Below are 19,644 nucleotides of genomic sequence, written 5' to 3'. Positions count from 1 at the left end.
CCCACCCCGCGCCCCGACTGATCCGCCAGTCAACCAAAGATCGCAACTCCTTGGCACACAACGCCTAACCGAAACCGTTACATCCCCACCCCCACCAGAGTTGCGATTTTCGCAACGCACCATTACCGTCTCCGCCCATGGACGAAACGGACCAGCTGAGAGAACGAGTGCGACAGCTGATCCAGTCCATGCCCGTCCCCCAACGCGAGTTCGCCGCCGCCATCGGCCTGGACCAGACCAAACTCTCCAAAGCCCTCAACGGCGCCCGCCGCTTCTCCCCGCACGAACTCGTCCGCGTAGCCGAATACTCCGGCGTCACGGTGAATTGGCTGCTCAACGGCAGCGACGACGCCAAAACCGTCACCGCCGTGCCAGCCCCCGCCGCCGGAACAGCGAGCGACCCCGACGAGCTGGCGCAGTCCGAGCCAAGACGGCGGATCCTCGAGACCGCCTGGCAGCTCATCGCCGAACGCGGCTACCACCGGGTGCGCATCGCCGACATCGCCCAAGCGTGCGGCACCAGCACCGCGGCCATCCACTACCACTTCCCCACCAAAACCGAAGTTCTCGACGAAGCGTTGCGGCGCAACGTGAAGCTCGCTTTCGACCGGCAGGTCGCCGAGCTGCACGCGGTGCCCGGCGCGCACGACCGGCTGCTCAAGCTGGTCGAACTCCAGCTGCCCACCGAGGGCCTGCTGCGCGCCGAATGGTCGGTGTGGCTGCAGGTCTGGAACGAGGTCGCGCTCGACCCGCGGCTGCGTTCGCTCTATACCGATTCCTACGACCGCTGGTACCAGACCATTCTCATGACCATCCGCACCGGCCAGGAGCAGGGCGTGTTCCGCCTGGCCGACCCCGAGGCCGCCACGGCGCAGCTCACCGCGCTGATCGACGGCCTCGGCATCCAGGTGCTGACCGGACGGCCCGGCAGCACGGTGGGCGCGATGCGCGCGCACCTGCACGACTTCATCGACCGCTCGATCGTCCAAGGAGCCTGATGAACCACGAGGTCATCGTCACCTGCGCGCTCACCGGCGCGGGGGACACCACCCGCCGGAGCCCGCACGTTCCGGTCAGCCCGGCACAGATCGCCGAGAGCGCCATCGAGGCCGCCAACGCCGGCGCGGCCGTGGTGCACATCCACGTGCGCGAGCCCGAAACCGGAGCCCCGTCGCGGGACGTCGCGCTGTACCGCGAGGCGGTGCGGCTCGTCAAAGAGTCCGGTGTGGACGTTGTCGTCAACCTCACCGCGGGCATGGGCGGCGACCTCGTCATCGACGCCGAGGACCCGCTCAAGCCGGTCGACGGCACCGACCTGGTCAACGCGCACGACCGGCTCCCGCACGTCGAGGAACTGCTGCCGGACATCTGCACGCTCGACTGCGGTTCGCTGAACTTCGGCGAGGGCAACCAGCTTTACGTGTCCACTCCGGACATGCTGCGCACCGGCGCGAAGCGGATCCAGGAGCTGGGCGTGAAGCCCGAGCTGGAGATCTTCGACACCGGCAACCTGTGGTTCGCCACGAAGATGGTCGAGGAAGGCCTGATCGACCCGCCGCCGCTGTTCCAGCTGTGCATGGGCATCCCGTACGGCGCGCCGCCGGATCCCGGCCTGCTGCAGGCGATGGTGCACCTGCTGCCGGAAGGCGCGCAGTGGGCGTCGTTCGCCATCGGACGCGACCAGATGCCATGGGTCGCGCAGTCGGTGCTGCTGGGCGGGCATGTCCGGGTCGGGCTGGAGGACAACCTCTACCTGGCGCGCGGCGTCAAGGCGACCAACGGCCAGCTCGTCGAACGCGCGGTGGACATCGTGCAGAAGCTCGGCGCGGACATCGCCGGCCCGGACCGGGCGCGCGAGATCCTCGGGTTGAAGGAGCGCGTGAATGCCTGAGACCACTGTGGACACTGTCGCCTGCATCGGAGCCGGAGTCATCGGCGGCGGTTGGGTAGCGCACTTCCTCGCCCAGGGCTTCGACGTCCGGGCCTGGGACCCCGCACCAGATGCCGCGGAGAAGCTCGAACGGCTCGTCAACGCAGCCTGGCCCGCGCTGACCGAACTGGGCCTCAAGCCGGGCGCGAGCCGAGACCGGCTCACCGTCACCGCGACGCTCGCGGAAGCCGTCGACGGCGTGGGCTTCGTCCAGGAAAGCGCGCCGGAAGACTTGGCGCTCAAGCAAAAACTGCTCGCCGACATCGACGCGGTCACCGCGCCCGACGTCGTGATCGCCTCGTCCACCTCCGGCTACGGCATGACCGAAATGCAGGTCGCCGCGAAGACGCCGGAACGGCTCGTGGTCGGGCATCCGTTCAATCCGCCGTACCTGATCCCGCTGGTCGAGGTCGCGGGCGGGAAGCTCAGCGCGCCGTGGGCGGTTGAGCAGGCCGCCGCGTTCTACCGGCGCGTCGGCAAGTCCGTGATCACCATGGACCGCGAGGTGCCCGGGTTCATCGCGAACCGGCTCCAGGAAGCGCTGTGGCGCGAAGCCCTGCACATGGTCGCGAACGGCGAGGCGACCGTCGAGCAGATCGACCTTGCGATCACCGACGGGCCGGGCCTGCGCTGGCCGATCCAGGGCCCGATGCTCACCTTCCACCTGGCCGGCGGCGAGGGCGGCATGGCGCACATGCTGGACCACTTCGGACCGTCGCTGAAGTCGCCGTGGACGCGCCTCGAAGCGCCCGAACTCACCAAGGACCTGCGCGACGCCGTCGTCGCCGGGTGCGACGACGAGGCAGACGGACGGACGATCGCCGACCTGATCGCCGAACGCGACCGGGCGGTCATCGCGATCCAGCGCGCGGTCGGGCAGGCCCGTCGTGGCTGAGTACCGCGACCGCGTCCGTCCAGAATGGATCGACTACAACGGTCACCTCTCCGAGCCCTACTACGTGCTCGTCTTCGGCGACGCGACCACCGCGCTGATGGACATCGTCGGCCTCGGCCCCGGCTACCGCGAGAGAACCGGGGCGTCGCTGTACACAGTGGAGGCTCATGTGCGGTACCTGCGCGAAGTCGGCGCGGACGCCGAACTCGACGTGACTACCTCCGTGCTGTCAGTCGGCGCGAAAAAGGTGCGGCTCTGCCACGAGATGCGGGTCGGCGGCGAACTCGTCGCCACCGAAGAGCTGTTGTGCCTGCACGTTTCCGGGGGCCGCGCGACGCCGTTCCCCGCCGAAGTCGCCACCGCGCTCGACACGCACCTCGCCCCGGTCCCGGACTACGCGGGACGCGCCATCGCCTGATCCCCCTCCCCCCACCGTGTCGTGAGTGGCAATGCCGGTTCTAACCGGCATTGCCACTCACGACACCCGCTCGAAAGTCACCCATGGAAGCCCGATGTAAACCGACCAACGTTTCCCGCCGCCGATTCCTCACCACCGCGCTCGCCGGCGCCGCCCTCGCCGGCGCCGCGCCCCTGCTGGCCGCCTGCGGCTCCACCGTCGCCGCGGCCGTGCCCTCCGGACCGCCCAAACGCGGCGGCGCCCTCCGCGTCGGCGTCACCGGCGGAGGCGCGTCCGACACGCTCGACCCGCACATCCCCGCCACGAACCCGGACATCGCGCGGGTGCTCAATCTCTACGAGCCGCTCCTGCTGCGCGATCACAACTACCGGCTGCAGATGCTGGTCGCCGAATCGCTGAAGTCCTCGCCGGACGCGCGCACCTGGACCGCCGTGCTGCGGTCGGGCATCCGCTTCCACGACGGCCGCCCGGTGACCCCGGCCGACGTCGTCGCGACCTTCCGCCGGATCACCGACCCGAAGGACCCGAAGAGCGGCGCGGCCGGGCTGACCATGCTCGGCGAGGTCGTCGCCACCGGCGACCGGACCGTCGAATTCCGCCTCACCGCCCCGAATTCCGGCTTCGACGACCTGCTCGGCCAGTACAGCCTCGGCATCGTCCCCGCCGATTTCGACGTCAAACGGCCGATCGGCACCGGACCGTTCAAAGCCGACACGTTCACCGCGGGCCTGCAGAGCACCTTCGTGCGCAACGAGCACTACTGGCGGCCGGGCGAGCCGTATCTGGACCGGTTGTCGCTCATCAACTTCGCCGACGACGACGCCCGGATCAACGCCCTCCTCTCGTCCCAGGTGGACGCGATCGACCAGGTCCCCGTCGCGCTCGTGGACGTGCTCCGCAGCGACCCCCGCATCCAGGTGCTGCGTTCGGAAACCGGGACCTGGCTGCCGTTCACCATGCGCGTCGACCGGCCGCCGTTCGACGACGTCCGCGTGCGCCAGGCGCTGCGGCTGGTGGTCGACCGCGAGCAGATGATCAACCAGGTGCTCAGCGGGCAGGGCCGGGTCGGCAACGACCTGTACGCGCCCTTCGACCCCGCGTACAACCGGCAGCTGCCGCAGCGGAAGCAGAACATCGCCGAGGCGAAACGGCTGCTCGCCGAGGCGGGCAAGCCGAATCTCGACATCGAACTGGTCACCGCGCCGATCCAGGCCGGTGCGGTCGAGGCCGCGCAGGTGTTCCAGCAGCAGGCCAAGGCGGCCGGCGTGAACGTGCGGATCCGGAAGATCGACACCACCACGTTCTACGGCGAGAACTACCTGTCCTGGGATTTCGCGCAGGACTTCTGGTACACGCGCAACTACCTGCCGCAGGTCGCGTCCGGTTCGCTGCCGAAAGCGCCGTACAACGAAACCCATTGGAACGACCCGGAATTCACCGACCTCGTCACGCGGGCGAGCGCCACGGTCGACCCGAAGGCGCGCGGGGACCTGCTCCGCCGGGCGCAGCAGATCGAGTACGAACGCGGCGGCCTGATCGTCTGGGGCTTCGTCGACCAGGTCGACGCGTACCAGTCCTATGTGGCCGGCTTCGTGCCGGACCGGACCGGGATCTCGCTGTCGGGCTACCAGTTCCGGCAGGTCTGGCTCGGCACGGCGGAAGGCGGCGCGGCATGACCCGGCTGATCCTCAAACGGCTTCTCGTCAGCCTCGTGGTGCTGTGGCTGGTCACGCTGCTGGTGTTCGTCGCGACGCTGCTGCTGCCGGGCGATCCGGCACGGGCCATCCTCGGCCAGCAGGCGACTCCGGAGCGGACCGCCGCGCTGCAGCACGCGCTGCACCTCGACGAACCGGTCTGGCAGCGCTACCTGACCTGGCTCGGCGGCCTGTTCACCGGTGACCTCGGCACCTCGACCTCGACTCAGGGCCCGGTCACGACGCTGCTGGCGGACCGGGTGTCGGCCTCGCTCGTGCTGCTCGTGCTCGCCGCGGTCATCGCCACCCCGCTCGGGCTGGCACTCGGCACGTGGAGCGCGATGCGCCGCGGCCGCGCCAGCGACCAGGTGGTGTCCGGAATCAGCCTGGTGATCGCCGCACTGCCAGAGTTTGTCATCGGCGTGGCGCTCATCGTTCTCTTCGCGACGACGGTGTTCCGCTTTCTGCCGTCGGTCACGCTCACGCCGCCAGGCGAAGCGGTATGGGCTCAACCAAGTCAGCTCGTCCTGCCGGTGCTCACCCTTGTATTGGTCGTGACGCCGTACATCACGCGGATGATGCGCGCGACGATGAACGAAGTCCTCGACTCCGGCTACGTCGAAATGGCGCGGCTCAAGGGAATGCGCGAGCGGACGGTGCTACTGCGGCACGCCCTGCCGCACGCGGTCGGCCCAGTCGCGCAGGTCGTCGCGATCCAGCTGGCGTGGCTGGCCGGCGGCGTCGTGGTGGTCGAATTCCTCTTCCGCTACCCCGGCATCGGCCAGGCGCTGATCGACGCGGTCGGCAAACGCGACGTCGCCGTGGTCCAGGCGGTGACGCTGCTGATCGCCGCGGTCTACATCGTGGTCAACCTGCTGGCCGACGTGATCGGCATCCTCGCCGATCCTAAGCTCCGGACGGAGGCAGTGCGATGACCGCGGTCGAAGAAGAACAGGTGGTCCCCGCCGTCCCGGAAACGCCGCCGCGCGCGGCCGGGCTGATCCGCACCGCCTGGGCGTTCCCGCAGGCCAAGGTCGGCACCGTACTGGCCGGAGTCGTCATTCTGGTGGCGCTCGTAGGCCCGTGGCTCGGCCCGGTCATCACCGGCCACACCACCACGGACTTCGCCGGAAAGCCGTTCAAACCCGACGGGCTGATGGGCACCGACGGCCTCGGCCGCGACGTCCTGACCCGTTTCCTGGCTGGCGGCACCACACTGCTGCTGTACGCCGTCCTCGCCACCGCGCTCGGCATCGTGCTCGGCGCGCTGCTCGGCATGGTCGCCGGGTACGGCGGCGGCTGGCTGGACGGTCTGCTGATGCGCGGCAACGACGTCCTGCTGTCGTTCCCGCAGCTGGTCATCGCACTGCTGGCGATCGCGGTGATCGGCCCGAAGGGCTGGCTGCTGGTGCTGGTCATCGGGTTGACGCACGCGCCGCGGACCGCACGGGTCGCCCGGCAGGCGACCGTCTCGGTGCGCAACCACGACTACATCCGCGCCGCCGAGATGTACGCGGTCCCGCGCAGCCGGATCCTGCTGCGCGAGATCCTGCCGAACATCACCGGCCCGCTGATGGTGGAGCTGGGACTGCGGCTGACCTACTCGATCGGCTACATCGCCTCGCTGTCGTTCCTCGGGCTCGGCATCCAGCCGCCGGCCGCGGACTGGGGCCTGATGATCAACGAGAACCGGATCGCGCTCGTCGTGCAGCCGTGGGGCGTGCTGCTCCCGGTGGTCGCGATCGCGGTGCTGGCCGTCGGCACGAACCTCGTCGCCGACTCGCTCGCCTCGGCCGCGGCCGGGCGGACCCGGGAGGGACGGGCATGACGACCGCTCTGGAGGTGACCGGGCTGGCCGTGCGCACCGCGGCGGGCCGTCCGGTGCTGCATTCGGTGTCCTACGAGATCGCGCCCGGCGAGGTGCTCGCGCTGGTCGGGGAATCCGGCTCCGGCAAGACCACCGCCGGATTGGCCGCGCTCGGCCACTTCCGCCGCGGCCTGGTGTCCGGCGGCGGCAAGGTGGTGCTGCACCCGCGCGACGGCGAACCGGTCGACGTCCTGACGCTCGACGACGCCGCGCGTCGCCACTTGCGGGGCAGCGCCGTCGCCTACATCCCGCAGGACCCGGCGCTGTCGCTGAACCCCGCGCTGCGGGTCGGACGGCAGATCGCCGAAGTACTGGAGACGCACGGATATCCGGGTTCCGCGGACGAGCGGGTGGCCGAGGTGCTCGCCGAGGTCGGGCTGCCGTCCGACGAGGCCTACCAGCGGCGATACCCGCATCAGCTGTCCGGCGGGCAGCAGCAGCGGGTCGGCATCGCAATGGCGTTCGCCTGCCGCCCGAGTGTCGTGGTGCTGGACGAGCCGACCACCGGCCTCGATGTGAAGACCCAGGCGCTCGTGCTGGAAACGGTGCGGCAGCTGACCTCCGAGCACGGCGTCGCGGCGCTCTACATCACGCACGACCTCGCCGTGGTGGCGCAGCTCGCGGACCGGGTTGCCGTGATGTACCAAGGAGATCTGGTCGAATGCGGCGTCGCCGATGAGGTGTTGCGGCGGCCGAAGCACGCGTACACGAAGCGGCTTCTCGCTGCCGTGCCAGACCTCGGCGCGGAGCCGGCCGCTGCTCCCCCGCCGGACGACGCGGTACTGGCCGCACGCGACATCCGGCTGTCCTACGGGCAGCAGAAGGTGTTGCGCGGCATCGACCTCGCCATGACGCGCGGGGAAAGCGTGATGCTGCTCGGCGAGTCCGGCTCCGGGAAAACCACGCTGTCGCAGTGCATCGCCGGGCTCAACCGGGGTTTCACCGGCACTGTCGCGCTCGAAGGCGCCCCGCTCGCCCCGGCCGCCCGGCAGCGCAGCACCGACGAGCTGCGGCGGATCCAGTACGTCTTCCAGAGCCCGTTCTCGTCGCTGAACCCGCGCAAGACGATCGCGCAGTCGATCGAGGTCCCCTTGGTGCGCTTGACTTCTCTCTCCCGCACCGAGCGGCGGAAGCGCGTCGCCGAGACCTTGGACCGGGTCCGCTTGCGGCAAGACCTCGCGAACCGGCTGCCGGACCAGCTCAGCGGCGGCGAACGACAGCGCGCCGCGATCGCCCGCGCGCTCGTGACCACGCCGGACGTCCTGGTGTGCGACGAGGTCACGTCGGCGCTGGATGTCTCGGTGCAGGCCACCATCGTGGAACTGCTCGGCGAACTGCGCCGCGAACTCGGCATGGCGATGCTGTTCGTGACGCACAACATCGCCCTCGCCCCGGAAGTGGCGGACCGGATCGCGGTCCTGCGCGGCGGCGAGATCGTCGAGGAAGGCACCGTCGAATCGGTGCTGAACTCCCCGTCGCACGAGTACACCAGCGAACTTCTCGCTACGACGCCGAGGCTGTGAGGAGCCGGTCATGACTGTGCACGGAGCGGTAAAGCCCGGTTACGAGGGCGTACGGGAAGCGTTCGGCGACCTCATCGAGGCGACCACTGGCGGAGCCGCGTTCAGCGTGTTCCGCGACGGCGCGCCGGTGGTGGAGCTGTGGGGCGGCTCGGCGGCGGACGGCGTGCCGTGGACCGAGGACACGCGAGCCGTGCTGTTCAGCGGCACCAAAGGCGTGGTCGCGACCGTCCTGGCGATCCTGACCGCGCAGGGAAAGCTCGACCCGGACGAGCGCGTCGCCCGCTACTGGCCGGAATTCGCCGTGGCGGGCAAGGAAAACGTGCCGGTCTCGCAGGTGCTGTCGCACACCGTCGGCCTGCCCTACGTCGAACCCGACCTGCCGATGCTGGACAACGCCGCGAACGCCGACGCCCTCGCCGCCCAGCGTCCATTGTGGACTCCCGGCACGAAGGTCGCCTACCACGCGCTCACCTACGGCTACCTCGCCACCGAGCTGGCCCGGCGCGTCACCGGAGCGGACCTGGGTGCCCTCGTCCGCGATCTCCTCGCCGAGCCGCACGGCCTCGACCTGCGGCTCGGCACCCCGCCGACTGTCCCGGTCGCGACCTTGCGGCGCGCGCCCGGCTACCGGATCAGCACGTTCCTCCAGGACGAGGAACGCCGCCGGATCGTCGAGCGGATGTACCGCGGCCTGCTCGACTCGGGCGACTCGATGAACTCGCCGGAGTACCGCGGCGCGACGCTCGCGGCGGGTGGCGCAGTCGGCACCGCCACCGCGATGGCCCGCCTTTACGACCTGTTGCGCTCGGGCAAGCTCGTCCCGGCCGACATCCTCGCGCAGGCGACGCGCACCTGGTCCGAAGGCATCGACGCGATCAACGACCGCCCGCTGCGCTTCGGCCTCGGCTTCGAACTGGCCGATCCGATCGGCACCTACGGCCCCGCCGACGCCGACCCGGCCGCCTTCGGCCATTCCGGCGCCGGCGGCGGCCGCCACGGCGCGTGGCCGACCCGGGGTGTGTCGTTCTCCTTCGTGACGAACGAACTCCAGGCCGAGGACGTCGACCACCGGGCTTCCTCGCTGCTGGCGGCGCTGCACGAGGCCGCCTGACCTACCGTGGACGCATGCGGATCGTGTCCCTGCTGCCCGCCGCCACCGACCTGGTCGCCGCCCTCGGCAAGGCGGGCGATCTCGTCGGCCGCACCCATGAATGCGAATGGCCCGCCGAGATCGCCTCTGTGCCGGTGGTGACGGCAGCCGACCTCGACTCCGACGCCCTGACCAGCCGCGAAATCTCCACCGCGGTCGGCTCGTCCCACCAAGGATCGTCGCTCTATTCCGTCGACGTCGAGCAGTTGGCCGCACTCGCGCCAGACCTCGTGCTCACCCAGGACCTGTGCGAGGTCTGCGCGGTGTCCTACACCCGCGTCGCAGCGGCGGTAAGGATGCTCGACGCCGGTCCGCGCGTGCTCAGCCTCGAACCGCGCACGCTAGACGAAGTCCTCGGCTGCCTGACCACCCTCGGCGACGCGCTGGACGTCCCGGACCTCGCCGCCGCCCGAGCAGCCGAACTCCGCTCCCGACTCGCCTTGGTGCGCCGCCAGGTCGCCGGACTCCCGAGGCCCCGCGTTGTCGCACTGGAGTGGCTCGACCCGCTCTGGCCAGCCGGACACTGGGTGCCCGAACAGATCACCGCCGCGGGCGGCATCCCGTTGCTCGCCGAGCCGGGCGAGCACACCAAGCCGATGACGTGGGACGCCGTGGTCGCTGCCCGCCCGGACGTCCTGCTCGTCCTCCCCTGCGGCTTTTCCCCGGACCGCACCGAGTCTGAACTGGACGTCCTCACGTCGCTGCCCGGTTGGACCGATCTGCCCGCCGTCCGGAACGGCCGCGTCTGGCTCCTCGACGGCCCGTCGTACTTCAACCGCCCCGGCCCCCGAGTAGTGCGTGGCGCGGAAATCCTCACGACGGTGCTCCACGGAATTCCCGCCGAACCCGCAGTCAGTCCCGCGGAAGCCCGGCGCGTCGTGCCTGCTTAGGCCGGTTCTGACCGGCCTCGCCTTTCACGACTCCGCCGCTTCCCGCGAAAAGATCGTCCGTCCGGGAAGCCGCGCGCCCCCTTTCGTGTTGTCTTCAAGCAGGACCGGCACGGAATGGGGTGCGTCGCATGGCTACTCCCGAACGGCACGCGGCGGACTACCCGGCGCCTCGGCTGGCCGTCGATCTCCCGATCGCCGCCCTCCTCATCGCCTCCCTCGCGCACTGGATCCGCGGCGCGCCCGCCGACGGCGTGATCTTCTTCGCCGCCGCGATCCTCCTGCTCTTCACCGAACGCCACCCCGCCCCCGCGGACGTCCTCCTCCCCGCCACCCGGCTGCCCGGCGCCTCGCTGATCGCCGCCGCTGCACTGGTAGCGCTGGTCTTCGGCCGCCAAACCGTGCCGATGTTCCTCACCGTCGCCGCGATCGGCATCGGAGCGCTGGTCGTGGAATGGCGGGACCCCTCGCTCGCGCCGCAACCAGTCCCGCGCCGCGGCTGGCTGTGGGTCGCGCTGGCGATCTCCTGGTGCCTCTGGGAACTCATCTCGTTCATCTACGAACAGGCCGCGGGCGGGCTCTCCCTCACGCACCCGACGATGAGCGACCTCGTCGACCCGATGCTCGACAACCGCGTCGTGCAGGCTCTCGCACTCGGAGTCTGGGTCGCGGCCGGGCTGGCGATGCTGCGCGCGGCCGCCGCGGCGAGGAGAGCGGCATGAGCAGCAGGCTGATCACCGAAATCGGCTTCGGCGCGATCGTGGCCGCCGCCATCCTGTTGTGGCTGGGCAGCCGTCTGTTCCCGAAGAAGATCCCGCCGCTGACCAGCGTGCTCTCCGCGCTGATGCGCAAGCGGTCGACCCGCATCGCGCTCGTGCTGGCCTGGTGGTGGGTCGGCTGGCACTTCTTCGTGCAGAGCTGACCGGGAAAATCATCGATTATTTCTGCTATAGTCGATGACATGACCAGCACTGAACGCCTCGAGGTCTCCCGGCTGATCCCCGCTCCCGCCAGCGCCGTCTTCGCGGTCCTCGCCGACCCGCAGGGCCACGTCGACATCGACGCCTCCGGAATGCTCATGGACGCCGAAGGCGAACCGGTCACCCAGGCCGGAGACCGCTTCGTGGTCCACATGGACCGGGAAGCGCTCGGCGACCGGCCGATCGGGAAATACGACGTCGAGGTCGTCATCACGAAGCTCGTCCCGGACAAGGAGATCGCCTGGACCGTCGAGGGCAGCCTCCGCCCGCACGTCCGCCACATCTACGGCTACCGCCTCGAACCCGTCGAGGACGGCACCCGCGTCACGTCCTATTACGACTGGTCGGAGCTGACCGAGGAGTGGAAGGAGCGGCTCACTTTCCCGGTCGTCCCGGAGTCCGCGCTCAAGGCGACCCTCGGCATCCTGGAGCGCACCGTCCGCCGCCGCGCCGCCGGCTAGCGGTACCGCAACGCGGTCGGCTTGCCCTGCTCCGCCAGATACTGCTCGAAGGTGACCACGCCGTCGGCGTGCTCCGGGGCCAGATTCGCGCCGGTCGCGTAACTCCGGCCGATCCGCCCCGGAGCAGGCACCGAAACGAGCCGCTTGTCCTTCCCGGACGCGGCGAGCAGGGCACGCGCCAGATCCGCCGTCGTCCGGACCGCCGGCCCGCCGAAATCCGCGACCCGGCCCTGCGGTTCGCCCTGCGCCAATTCGACCAGCCGCGCCGCGACGTCGCGCACGTCGACGGGTTGGAACCGGAACTTCGGCACCGGCACCACCGGCAGCCGGGCGGCACCGGCGAGGATCGTCCGCACCAGCGCGTGGAACTGCGTCGCCCGCAGGATCGTGTGCGGCATCCCGGACCCCGCGATGAGCTTCTCGGCAGCCAGTTTCGCCTGGTAGTACCCCATGGGGATCTTGTCCACGCCGACAATCGAGACGTACACGAGGTGCGGGGTCTGCCCACTCCACCGCGCGGCCTCGACCAGCGTCCGGACCGTCTCGACCTCCCGGCGATAGTCCGTCGCGCAATGGATCACGGTGCCGACTCCGGCGACCGCGACATCGATGCCCCGCCCAGTGCGCAGGTCTCCGGCTGTCCATTCGACGCCTTCGCTGGACCGCCGCCGTCGTCGGCTCAACGCCCGCACCGGCGCTTGCGCGGCCCGGAGCCGTTCCACGACCACCCGGCCCAGTTGTCCGCTTCCGCCGGTGACGAGGATCTGCTCGGCCACGTCGTCCTCCCGCTGCCGCACTGCCCGGGCTCAGCCGGCTCTCGCCCGCCATCCTGGCATGCCGGGTGCTGTACGGGTCAAAACTACGAGCGGGTCAAAACTTCGAGCGCCACCGCACCGTCGGCTCGTTCGCGCTGTCCCGGCGCGGCTGGTCCTTCCGCAACAGCACGGACAGCCGTCCGTACGCGGTGATCAGCTCGGACGTCGCCTCGTTGCCCCGTCCGGCCCGGGCGTGCTCGAACCCCTGCCGCAACGCGGCCAGCGCCGCCGGTTCCGCAGTCGCGAGCAGGCCCGCCGCTTCGGAGACGGTCTCGGCGAGCCCGTCGAGCATGGCCTTGGTTTCCGGCCGTCCGGGCGCGACAGTCAGCACCGGCGACAGCTCGCGCAGCTGGTGGTGCAGGCGATAAAGCACGGCGAGCGGATCGTTCTGTCCAGCACTGTCCATCGTGCTCTCCTCCGCTCGGTCTCCGAGGAGACGCGGCGGGGGCTCCCCCATGACGCCAGGCGCCCGAATGACTTCGCTCAGGAGTCCTCCGCCTCCAACCCGTCCCGGTCGGCCCACTCCAGCAACGGCTCGAGCGAATACGCCACGTCGTCGATGCCCGCGTGCAGGTCGCCGAGTTCGGCGAAGCGCGCGGGCACGGTCGCGATGGTGCAGTCGTGCGGATCGACGTCGTCGACCTCGTCCCAGCGGATCGGCGTGGACACCAGCGCCTCGGGCACGCCGCGCACCGAATAGGCGCTGGCGATCGTGTGGTCCCGGGCGTTCTGGTTGTAGTCCACGAACAGCTTCTTCGGGTCGCGGTCCTTGCGCCACCAGGTGGTGGTGACCTCGTCCGGAGCCCGCCGCTCGACCTCGTGCGCGAAAGCCAGCGCCGCCCGGCGGACGTCGGCGAATCCCCAGCGCGGCTCGATCCGGACGTAAATGTGCATCCCGCTGCGGCCGGACGTCTTCGGCCAGCCGCGGATGCCCAGCTCGTCGAGGATTTCCTCGGCGACATGCGCGACCCGGCGCACCGTGTCGAACCCGCATTCCGGCATCGGGTCGAGGTCGATCCGCCATTCGTCCGGCCGTTCGGTGTCCGCGCGCCGCGAGTTCCAGGGATGAAACTCCACAGTGGACATCTGCACCGCCCACGCGACGTGCGCCAGCTCGGTCACGCACAGCTCGTCAGCGTGCCGGTTGTAGCGCGGGAACTGCACCCGCACCGTTTCCAGCCACGGCGGCGCACCGTTCGGCACCCGCTTCTGGTGCACCTTCTCCCCCGCCACCCCGGACGGGAAGCGGTGCAGCATGCACGGCCGCTCCCGCAGCGCGCGCACTATGCCGTCGCCGACGGACAGGTAGTAGCGGACGAGATCGAGCTTCGTCTCGCCGCGCGCCGGGAAGTACACCCGGTCCGGGTTGGACACCCGGACCGTCCGGTCCCCCACCTCGAGTTCGACGGCCTCGCCCTTCGCCATGGAACCGACCGTATCCGGAAATCGCCCGGTGCGTCAGCGGCCGAACGGCACGAGGGTGAAATGTCCGGTGCCGCCGGGTTCGATCACGCAGGCAGCGCGGCCAGTACGGAGCGGTCCAGTTTGTACACCGTCACCGTGCCCGACCGGAAGGCCACCGACATGCCCGGAAGACCGTCCAGGTTTTGCAGTCCCGGCGCCAGCTCGAACGTCGGCGCGGTGTACCAGCTGTTCGGCGAACCCGGTCCCGCGCCCATGGTGGGCGCTTTGCTGTCCACGTAGACGTAGCCGATGTTCAGCGACAGCACGGTCTTCCGGATCTTCGGGTCGGTCGGATAGTCGCGGAACGAGCGCAGCAGCTCGTAGGTCACCGGCTCGAGGGCCGAGCCGAGGGTGACCACGTTGACCACCGGCACCCGGTCCTCGACGTAGGCGTAGGTCGAGCCGTCGTTGGCGCTGTTCATCATCCGCTCGCCGGGCTTGATGTGTTCCTCGACGAACTTGGCCGCGCGCTTGTCGTCGTCGTTCACCCTGGTGAACTCCGGCTTCGCGTAGCGGCTGGCGATCACCTGGGCGTTGCGGTGCTCGTAGGGAACCGCGGCGTAGGCCACGTATCCGGCCATCACGACCGCGAGCAGCGCGGCGGCGACCGGACCGGCGAACCGCCGGACGCGGGCGAACACCGCCGGGCTCTTCAGCATCCCGGCCAAGCGGACGATCCCGATCGTCACGAAGACGACCGCGATCGCCGCCAAGACCGGAATGAACAGCGAAATGTGCGACTGAATGCGCACATACGATTTGTAGAACGGCGATCCGACCATCGAGCCGACGCCCGACCACGGGTGCACCTTGAAATCGACGACGATCGCCAGCCAGAACAGCCACATCGCGGCCACGCCCCAGGCGCGGCGCAGCACCACGACGACCAGCACCCCGACCAGAGCGAGCACGCCGGCGCTGAGCTGGGAGAAGATGCCGTGCGGATCGAAATAGCCGCCGTAGGTCAGCTTGAGGTTGCTCGACAACGCCTCGCCGAACGGGCCCGGCGGGATGTCCGGCGACCACGTCCCGGTGCGGGTGGCCTGGCTCGCCGAGCCGAGCAGGGTCGTCGCCGACGCGAGCGCGGCGACCAGCCCCGCGGCCAGCAGCACCGGCCATTGCCCGCGCAGGATTTGCCGCCCGCGCTTCGTGCACGCCTCGACGATCCAGAACACCACCACGCTGAGGCCGACGGTGGCGGCCACGCTCGGGTGGACCGAGAACACCCCGGCCACCCCGATGCCCAGCACGAGAGCGCGCAGCCAGCGCGAGCCCGGGCCCCAGCCGCGCAGCCCGCCGACGGTGATCAGCGCCGCGATCACGCCGGGAGCCATGCTCATCGCGGCCGCGTTCGGCGCGATCCCGCCGTCGTGCAGGAGTTGCACGCCCGGCCGGTACAGCCCGGCCGCGACCAGCGCCGCCGCCCCGCCGGCGAGGGCGGTCCAGCCGGAGCCGGCGCGCAGCCTGCGGAACACCGCGGCCGCCAGCGCCGCCGAGCCGAGCACGAACACCGGCCCGGTGATCAGGGCGTTCATCACGTTGAAGCCGGTGATCGGCCCGCCGGTCAGCTGGCCCGCCAGCGCGGCCGGCAGCGGCAGCCCGGACGGGTAGAACGACACCGGCTGCCCGGTGAGCACGTCGATCGGCAGGAGGTCCCACGGCGCGGCCCGGCCGGTGTCGCTGATGTAGGCGACCAGCACCATGTGGATGATCGTGTCGTGTTCCTGCGGGTAGGTGTCCCAGGAGCCGAGGCCGCCGTGCCATTGCTGCAGGGCGAGCGCGATGCCGCCCAGCACCAGGACCGCGGCGCCGATCTTGGCCGTCAGGAGCCATCGGCCGGCCAGCGCGGGCAGCAGCGAGGTGTCCGGCTTCTCGATCGGCGCGGGCTCGGTGCGGCCGCGGCGGAGCCAGGCGACGCCGAAGACGATCGCGGACAGCAGCAGGGTCACCGCGAGCGCGAGCGGAATCCCGAAGGACAGCCCGGGAATGCCGGACGCGAGACCGGCGAGACCGTAGACGCCGACGCTGACCGGCGCGGTCAGCGCGGCCAGCCACAGCTTGTCCCGGATTCCGGCGGCGAGTTGCACCAGCAGCCCCGGCAGAGCGAGAACGACCAGCCCCGCCAGCGGGTACCAAAACAGACTCACCGGGAGGACCACCCAATCTCGTCAAGAACTCTTCGGATTCCGCCGGGAACTGCGTCCGCGCGGAAGACGGGGCTCCCGGTCGCGCGTCTGGCCGAACGATCCGGCTTCGCTTTCGCTTTTCGACGCGCGGCCTTCCGGCCCCCGCCGAGAATACGACACCGACCTCGCGATCCTGGTACCGGCCCGACGGAAGTTGATCGCGGGCGGAGCAGGGCCGCGTCGAGCCTGCCGCCTGGACTGTCTCGCTTCCGCCGGGCGGCGCCGTGCCTGCCGGAACCAGGCCCCGCCGCCGTCCACATCGGATAAGTCCGGTCCGGCGCTTGCCGGGCGGGCCAAGCGGATCCGCGGCGGCGGTGCTCGCCGGTGCGTTCGCTCAGCGAGCACCACCGCCGGACCCGGCCTATTTGCCTGCGCCGCGTGCGGGATCGGAATCGAGCACCGCCGTCTGTTTCGCCAGTCCGGACGTCGACCGGGTGCTGTGTTCCACGGTCAGCCCCCGCATCGCGACCGGGTAGTCGAACCGGTACACCGCGACTGGTTCGCGGAGTTTGTCGCCGCGCAAGTACGTCGGCACTTCGGTGGCCTTCGCGTCGGCGTACAACGGCACGTACGGCCCCCCGGCATCGGCGGAGTAGGAAACCCCGACCAGCGACTGCGCGTCCTGGCCGGGCGCGAACCGGTAGCGGACCGGTTGCACGATGCCGTCCGCCAGCGAGGCCGGGGTGCGGCACGGCACTACGAACGCGTTGGTCCAGTCCAATGTCACCGGCTCGTGCACGGGGATCACGTTCGTCAGCGGAGTCAGCCGCGGAATCCGGGGCGCGGTGACCGCCACCCAGCCCGACGCGCCGGGGTCGTCGTCCCGCGCGACGACCCGGACCCGTTGCGCCCCCGGTGCCTGCCAGCGGGGATCGAAGCGCGCGTCGGCCCACTTCCCGCTGTTGTCCTCTTTGGCCTTCATCGTCGCCAGCACGGTCCCGTCCGCTTTCGCGAACTCCACCGACACTTGCACTTTTCCGTGCCCGGCACGGGAAATCACGACCGGCGGCGAATCCGGCGACCCGACGCCGGCAGGCAGGTCGTACCACCCGGAGACGAGCGTGCCGGTCCGGGACGGCGAGCCGTACGAACTCCACGCCGGATGCTCGGGGTCCGCGCCGAACGGGGCCCGCGGCGGGGCTTCCGGCGGAAACGCGGTGTTCGTCGCGAATCCTTCCGCCGAGTCCGGGGTGGACGGTCGGAGCACCCCGGCACCGATGTCCGGTTCGACGTCCAGCCAATCCTCGACGCCGCAGGAGTTCCCGGCGGAGCCGGCGCTCGCGGCGAGGCCCAGCGAAGCCAGATTCGACCGGCCGACGGAGTAGGTGCCCCAGCGCAGCTTCACCGCTTGCGCCTGCCCGACCACCTCGACCGCCGCCGTCAGGGCCGCCACCGCGACGATCACCCAGCCGGCCCTCGGCAGCCAGCGCGGCGCCCGCCCCGCTCCGTCCCGCCGGTTCGCGGTCCGCCAGGCCCCGGCGAGCGCGCCGGCCAGCGCGACGGCCAGTCCGGCCCAGAGGGCCAGATCCGCCAGCCGCACGCCCTTCACCGTAGGGACGGTGTCGCCCCAGCGAACGTCGTAGTCGGACTGCATCCACCACCAGTTCGGCGCGGACCAGGCCAGCCACGTCGTCGCCGCGACCAAGCCCAGCGTCGCCGCCCGTGCCCACCACGAGGAGAGCGCTCCGCGCGCGAGGGTGTGCACCAGCAGCGCGATCACCAGCGTGCCGAATCCGGCCAGCGCCCCGAAGTGGTGCGTCCACTTCGTCGGCGTGAACGCGAGCACGACCAGGCACAGGACGCTGACGACGACCATGCGGCGGGCGGGCCCGACGGCCAGTCCCGGGGCTCGGCGCCGGATCAGCAGCACGGCCGTCAGCACCATCGCCAGGAGCATCAGCAGCACCGGCACCCGGCGGTTCAGCGCGCCCTCGACCACCGACGGGTCGAGCAGGGTGGCATAACGGTTGATTTCGCTCTGCCACGGGAGATCCGGACCGATTTGCTGCCGGACGGCGGTCGATTCCAGGACGGCGCTCAGCGGCTGGTCGTAGAACGCCGTCAGCAGCGCGCTGGCCCCGGCTCCGGCGACTGTCGCGATCGCGCCCAGCACCCGCAGGTCGTCGCGTCCGCGCAGCAGCCGGAACAGGGGGCGCACCGCGGCGAGGAACGGCAGAAAGGCCGCGATCCCGAGCGGGTTCGTCGTCGCGGTGGCGCCCGCGACCACCAGCCCGACCGCGAGCGGCGTCACCGCACCGGTCGCCACGGCGCGCTCGACCAGTGCGAACACCGCCAGCGAGCCGAACACGATCCACGGCTCCGGCCGCAGCCCGACGTCGAAGGCCAGGTACCAGGCCAGGAACAGCGCCGCGGTCGCCCACCGGGTCCACCGCGTCGGCCGGTCGACCAGCCGCGGCAGCACCAGCCGGTCGATCAGGAACCAGGACGCCAGCCCCAGCAGCACCGACGGCAGCCGCATCCACACCATGGCCGGCGTGACGCGGCCGAGGAGCGCGTACAGCTCGTAATACCAGCCCCACGGTGCTTCCGGCGCGTTGAACCAGCGGAAGTAATTGCCGGTGAACCCGCTCGTCTCGCGGGCGCGCAGCATCGTCGAGATGTATCCGTCGTCCACGGTGAGCGCACCGATGACGGCCCAGATTCCGAGCACCCCGGTCACGACGAGGTCCGCCGGCCGCGGCACCCACACCCGGCGCGGAAGCAGCCGGACCCGTCGCGCGACTCTCCGGTCGCGCCGGATCAGCAGCACGATCATGGCGAGCAGCGCGAGCACCGACACGACGCCGAGCGCGACCTTGACCGCGCTCGGCGTGCTGACCCAACGGGTGTCGGGTTCGACCTGCGCGGTCACCGCGCCCGGATGCTCGGTGTACAGCCCAGTGACGACCGGCTTGCCCGTTGTCTTGGCGGTGCCGACGGTGGTGCCTTGGCCGTCGGCGTGCACTGCCAGCCGGCAGCCGGGACCGACCGGGCCGCGGAACAGTTCCTTGCCGCCGAGTTCCGCTTTGACCGTGCCGTCGACCGCGCGGATCTCCAGTCCGCCGGCGACGGGGTCCGCCCCCTGCTTGCCTTCCGGCGGGGTGGTCGCCAGCGCCAGCCCGTTCGCGTCGGTGCACCGGACGGTCGCGTCCAGTCTGGCCGGGTGGTACGGGTACAACGGCAGCGCGGTGTCCTGGGCGCCGTCCCAGCGGTATGTCGTCGTCTCGGTGTTCACCGGCGCCACGGTGAACAGCACCGCGGTCAGCGCGGAAAGAAGCCCGAGTCCGATGATGAGCCAACGATGGCCGGTCTGCCTGCGTGCGGTGGTGTCGGAATCTTGGGTCGGCACCGCGCGGAGTTTAGTGTTCCCGCGT

The 19,644-nt window shown here is 70.6% G+C and carries 18 protein-coding genes; 13 read left to right on the top strand and 5 right to left on the bottom strand.

Annotation, left to right across the window (positions count from 1 at the left end):
* Positions 1-137: 137 nt before the first annotated feature.
* The 13 genes from D0D37_RS00370 (at position 138) to D0D37_RS00310 (ending at position 11,805) form a co-directional block, all read left to right on the top strand.
* Entirely contained in the window at positions 138-998 is an 861-nt protein-coding gene (locus tag D0D37_RS00370) for a TetR/AcrR family transcriptional regulator (protein ID WP_116198445.1), read from the top strand.
* Positions 998-1,891, top strand: coding sequence for a beta-keto acid cleavage family enzyme (locus D0D37_RS00365; RefSeq protein ID WP_116198444.1), 894 nt, complete (start codon positions 998-1,000; stop codon positions 1,889-1,891). Before D0D37_RS00370 ends, D0D37_RS00365 begins: the two co-directional genes overlap by 1 nt.
* Positions 1,884-2,825, top strand: a complete 942-nt coding sequence (locus D0D37_RS00360) for a 3-hydroxyacyl-CoA dehydrogenase NAD-binding domain-containing protein (protein WP_116198443.1) — start codon at positions 1,884-1,886, stop codon at positions 2,823-2,825. The genes D0D37_RS00365 and D0D37_RS00360 overlap by 8 nt, the downstream gene beginning before the upstream one ends.
* Positions 2,818-3,243, top strand: a complete 426-nt coding sequence (locus D0D37_RS00355; RefSeq protein ID WP_116198442.1) for a thioesterase family protein — start codon at positions 2,818-2,820, stop codon at positions 3,241-3,243. The genes D0D37_RS00360 and D0D37_RS00355 overlap by 8 nt, the downstream gene beginning before the upstream one ends.
* 83 nt (positions 3,244-3,326) lie before the next feature.
* Complete coding sequence (locus D0D37_RS00350) at positions 3,327-4,919, top strand: ABC transporter substrate-binding protein (protein WP_116198441.1); 1,593 nt, start codon at positions 3,327-3,329, stop codon at positions 4,917-4,919.
* Positions 4,916-5,872: an ABC transporter permease gene (locus D0D37_RS00345; protein WP_116198440.1), complete on the top strand. Its 957-nt coding sequence runs from the start codon at positions 4,916-4,918 to the stop codon at positions 5,870-5,872. The genes D0D37_RS00350 and D0D37_RS00345 overlap by 4 nt, the downstream gene beginning before the upstream one ends.
* Positions 5,869-6,765: an ABC transporter permease gene (locus tag D0D37_RS00340; RefSeq protein WP_116198439.1), complete on the top strand. Its 897-nt coding sequence runs from the start codon at positions 5,869-5,871 to the stop codon at positions 6,763-6,765. Before D0D37_RS00345 ends, D0D37_RS00340 begins: the two co-directional genes overlap by 4 nt.
* Entirely contained in the window at positions 6,762-8,327 is a 1,566-nt protein-coding gene (locus D0D37_RS00335; RefSeq protein WP_116198438.1) for an ABC transporter ATP-binding protein, read from the top strand. The genes D0D37_RS00340 and D0D37_RS00335 overlap by 4 nt, the downstream gene beginning before the upstream one ends.
* A gap of 10 nt (positions 8,328-8,337) precedes the next feature.
* The gene (locus D0D37_RS00330; protein ID WP_116198437.1) at positions 8,338-9,438 is read left to right on the top strand and encodes a serine hydrolase domain-containing protein; all 1,101 of its coding nucleotides are present in this window, start codon (positions 8,338-8,340) and stop codon (positions 9,436-9,438) included.
* Between the two features lie 14 nt (positions 9,439-9,452).
* Positions 9,453-10,367 (top strand): cobalamin-binding protein, encoded by a 915-nt coding sequence (locus D0D37_RS00325; protein ID WP_116198436.1) that lies wholly within the window; start codon positions 9,453-9,455, stop codon positions 10,365-10,367.
* Between the two features lie 128 nt (positions 10,368-10,495).
* A complete protein-coding gene (locus D0D37_RS00320; protein WP_116198435.1) occupies positions 10,496-11,086 on the top strand; it encodes a hypothetical protein in 591 nt (196 codons plus the stop codon).
* Complete coding sequence (locus D0D37_RS00315) at positions 11,083-11,286, top strand: DUF6186 family protein (protein WP_116198434.1); 204 nt, start codon at positions 11,083-11,085, stop codon at positions 11,284-11,286. Before D0D37_RS00320 ends, D0D37_RS00315 begins: the two co-directional genes overlap by 4 nt.
* A gap of 39 nt (positions 11,287-11,325) precedes the next feature.
* On the top strand, positions 11,326-11,805 hold the full coding sequence (locus D0D37_RS00310; protein WP_116198433.1) for an SRPBCC family protein: 480 nt from the start codon (positions 11,326-11,328) through the stop codon (positions 11,803-11,805).
* Here D0D37_RS00310 and D0D37_RS00305 read toward each other — a convergent pair.
* The 5 genes from D0D37_RS00305 to D0D37_RS00285 form a co-directional block, all read right to left on the bottom strand.
* On the bottom strand, positions 11,802-12,581 hold the full coding sequence (locus tag D0D37_RS00305; protein WP_116198472.1) for an SDR family oxidoreductase: 780 nt from the start codon (positions 12,579-12,581) through the stop codon (positions 11,802-11,804). The genes D0D37_RS00310 and D0D37_RS00305 overlap by 4 nt on opposite strands.
* A 94-nt stretch (positions 12,582-12,675) precedes the next feature.
* Positions 12,676-13,026 carry a hypothetical protein gene (locus D0D37_RS00300; RefSeq protein ID WP_244223324.1) on the bottom strand — a complete coding sequence of 117 codons (351 nt, stop codon included), beginning with the start codon at positions 13,024-13,026 and terminating at the stop codon, positions 12,676-12,678.
* Positions 13,027-13,103: 77 nt separating this feature from the next.
* Positions 13,104-14,045: a non-homologous end-joining DNA ligase gene (ligD, locus tag D0D37_RS00295; RefSeq protein WP_116198431.1), complete on the bottom strand. Its 942-nt coding sequence runs from the start codon at positions 14,043-14,045 to the stop codon at positions 13,104-13,106.
* A gap of 83 nt (positions 14,046-14,128) precedes the next feature.
* Positions 14,129-16,231, bottom strand: a complete 2,103-nt coding sequence (locus D0D37_RS00290) for a DUF6541 family protein (RefSeq protein WP_162834016.1) — start codon at positions 16,229-16,231, stop codon at positions 14,129-14,131.
* 400 nt (positions 16,232-16,631) lie between these two features.
* Positions 16,632-19,619, bottom strand: coding sequence for an arabinosyltransferase domain-containing protein (locus tag D0D37_RS00285; RefSeq protein ID WP_116198471.1), 2,988 nt, complete (start codon positions 19,617-19,619; stop codon positions 16,632-16,634).
* Between the last annotated feature and the right edge of the window lie 25 nt (positions 19,620-19,644).

The organism is Amycolatopsis circi (assembly GCF_003385235.1).
Taxonomy (GTDB): Bacteria; Actinomycetota; Actinomycetes; order Mycobacteriales; family Pseudonocardiaceae; genus Amycolatopsis; species Amycolatopsis circi.
The sequence above is the reverse complement of the archived record's forward strand: the minus strand, read 5'-3'. Positions and strand labels throughout refer to the sequence as shown.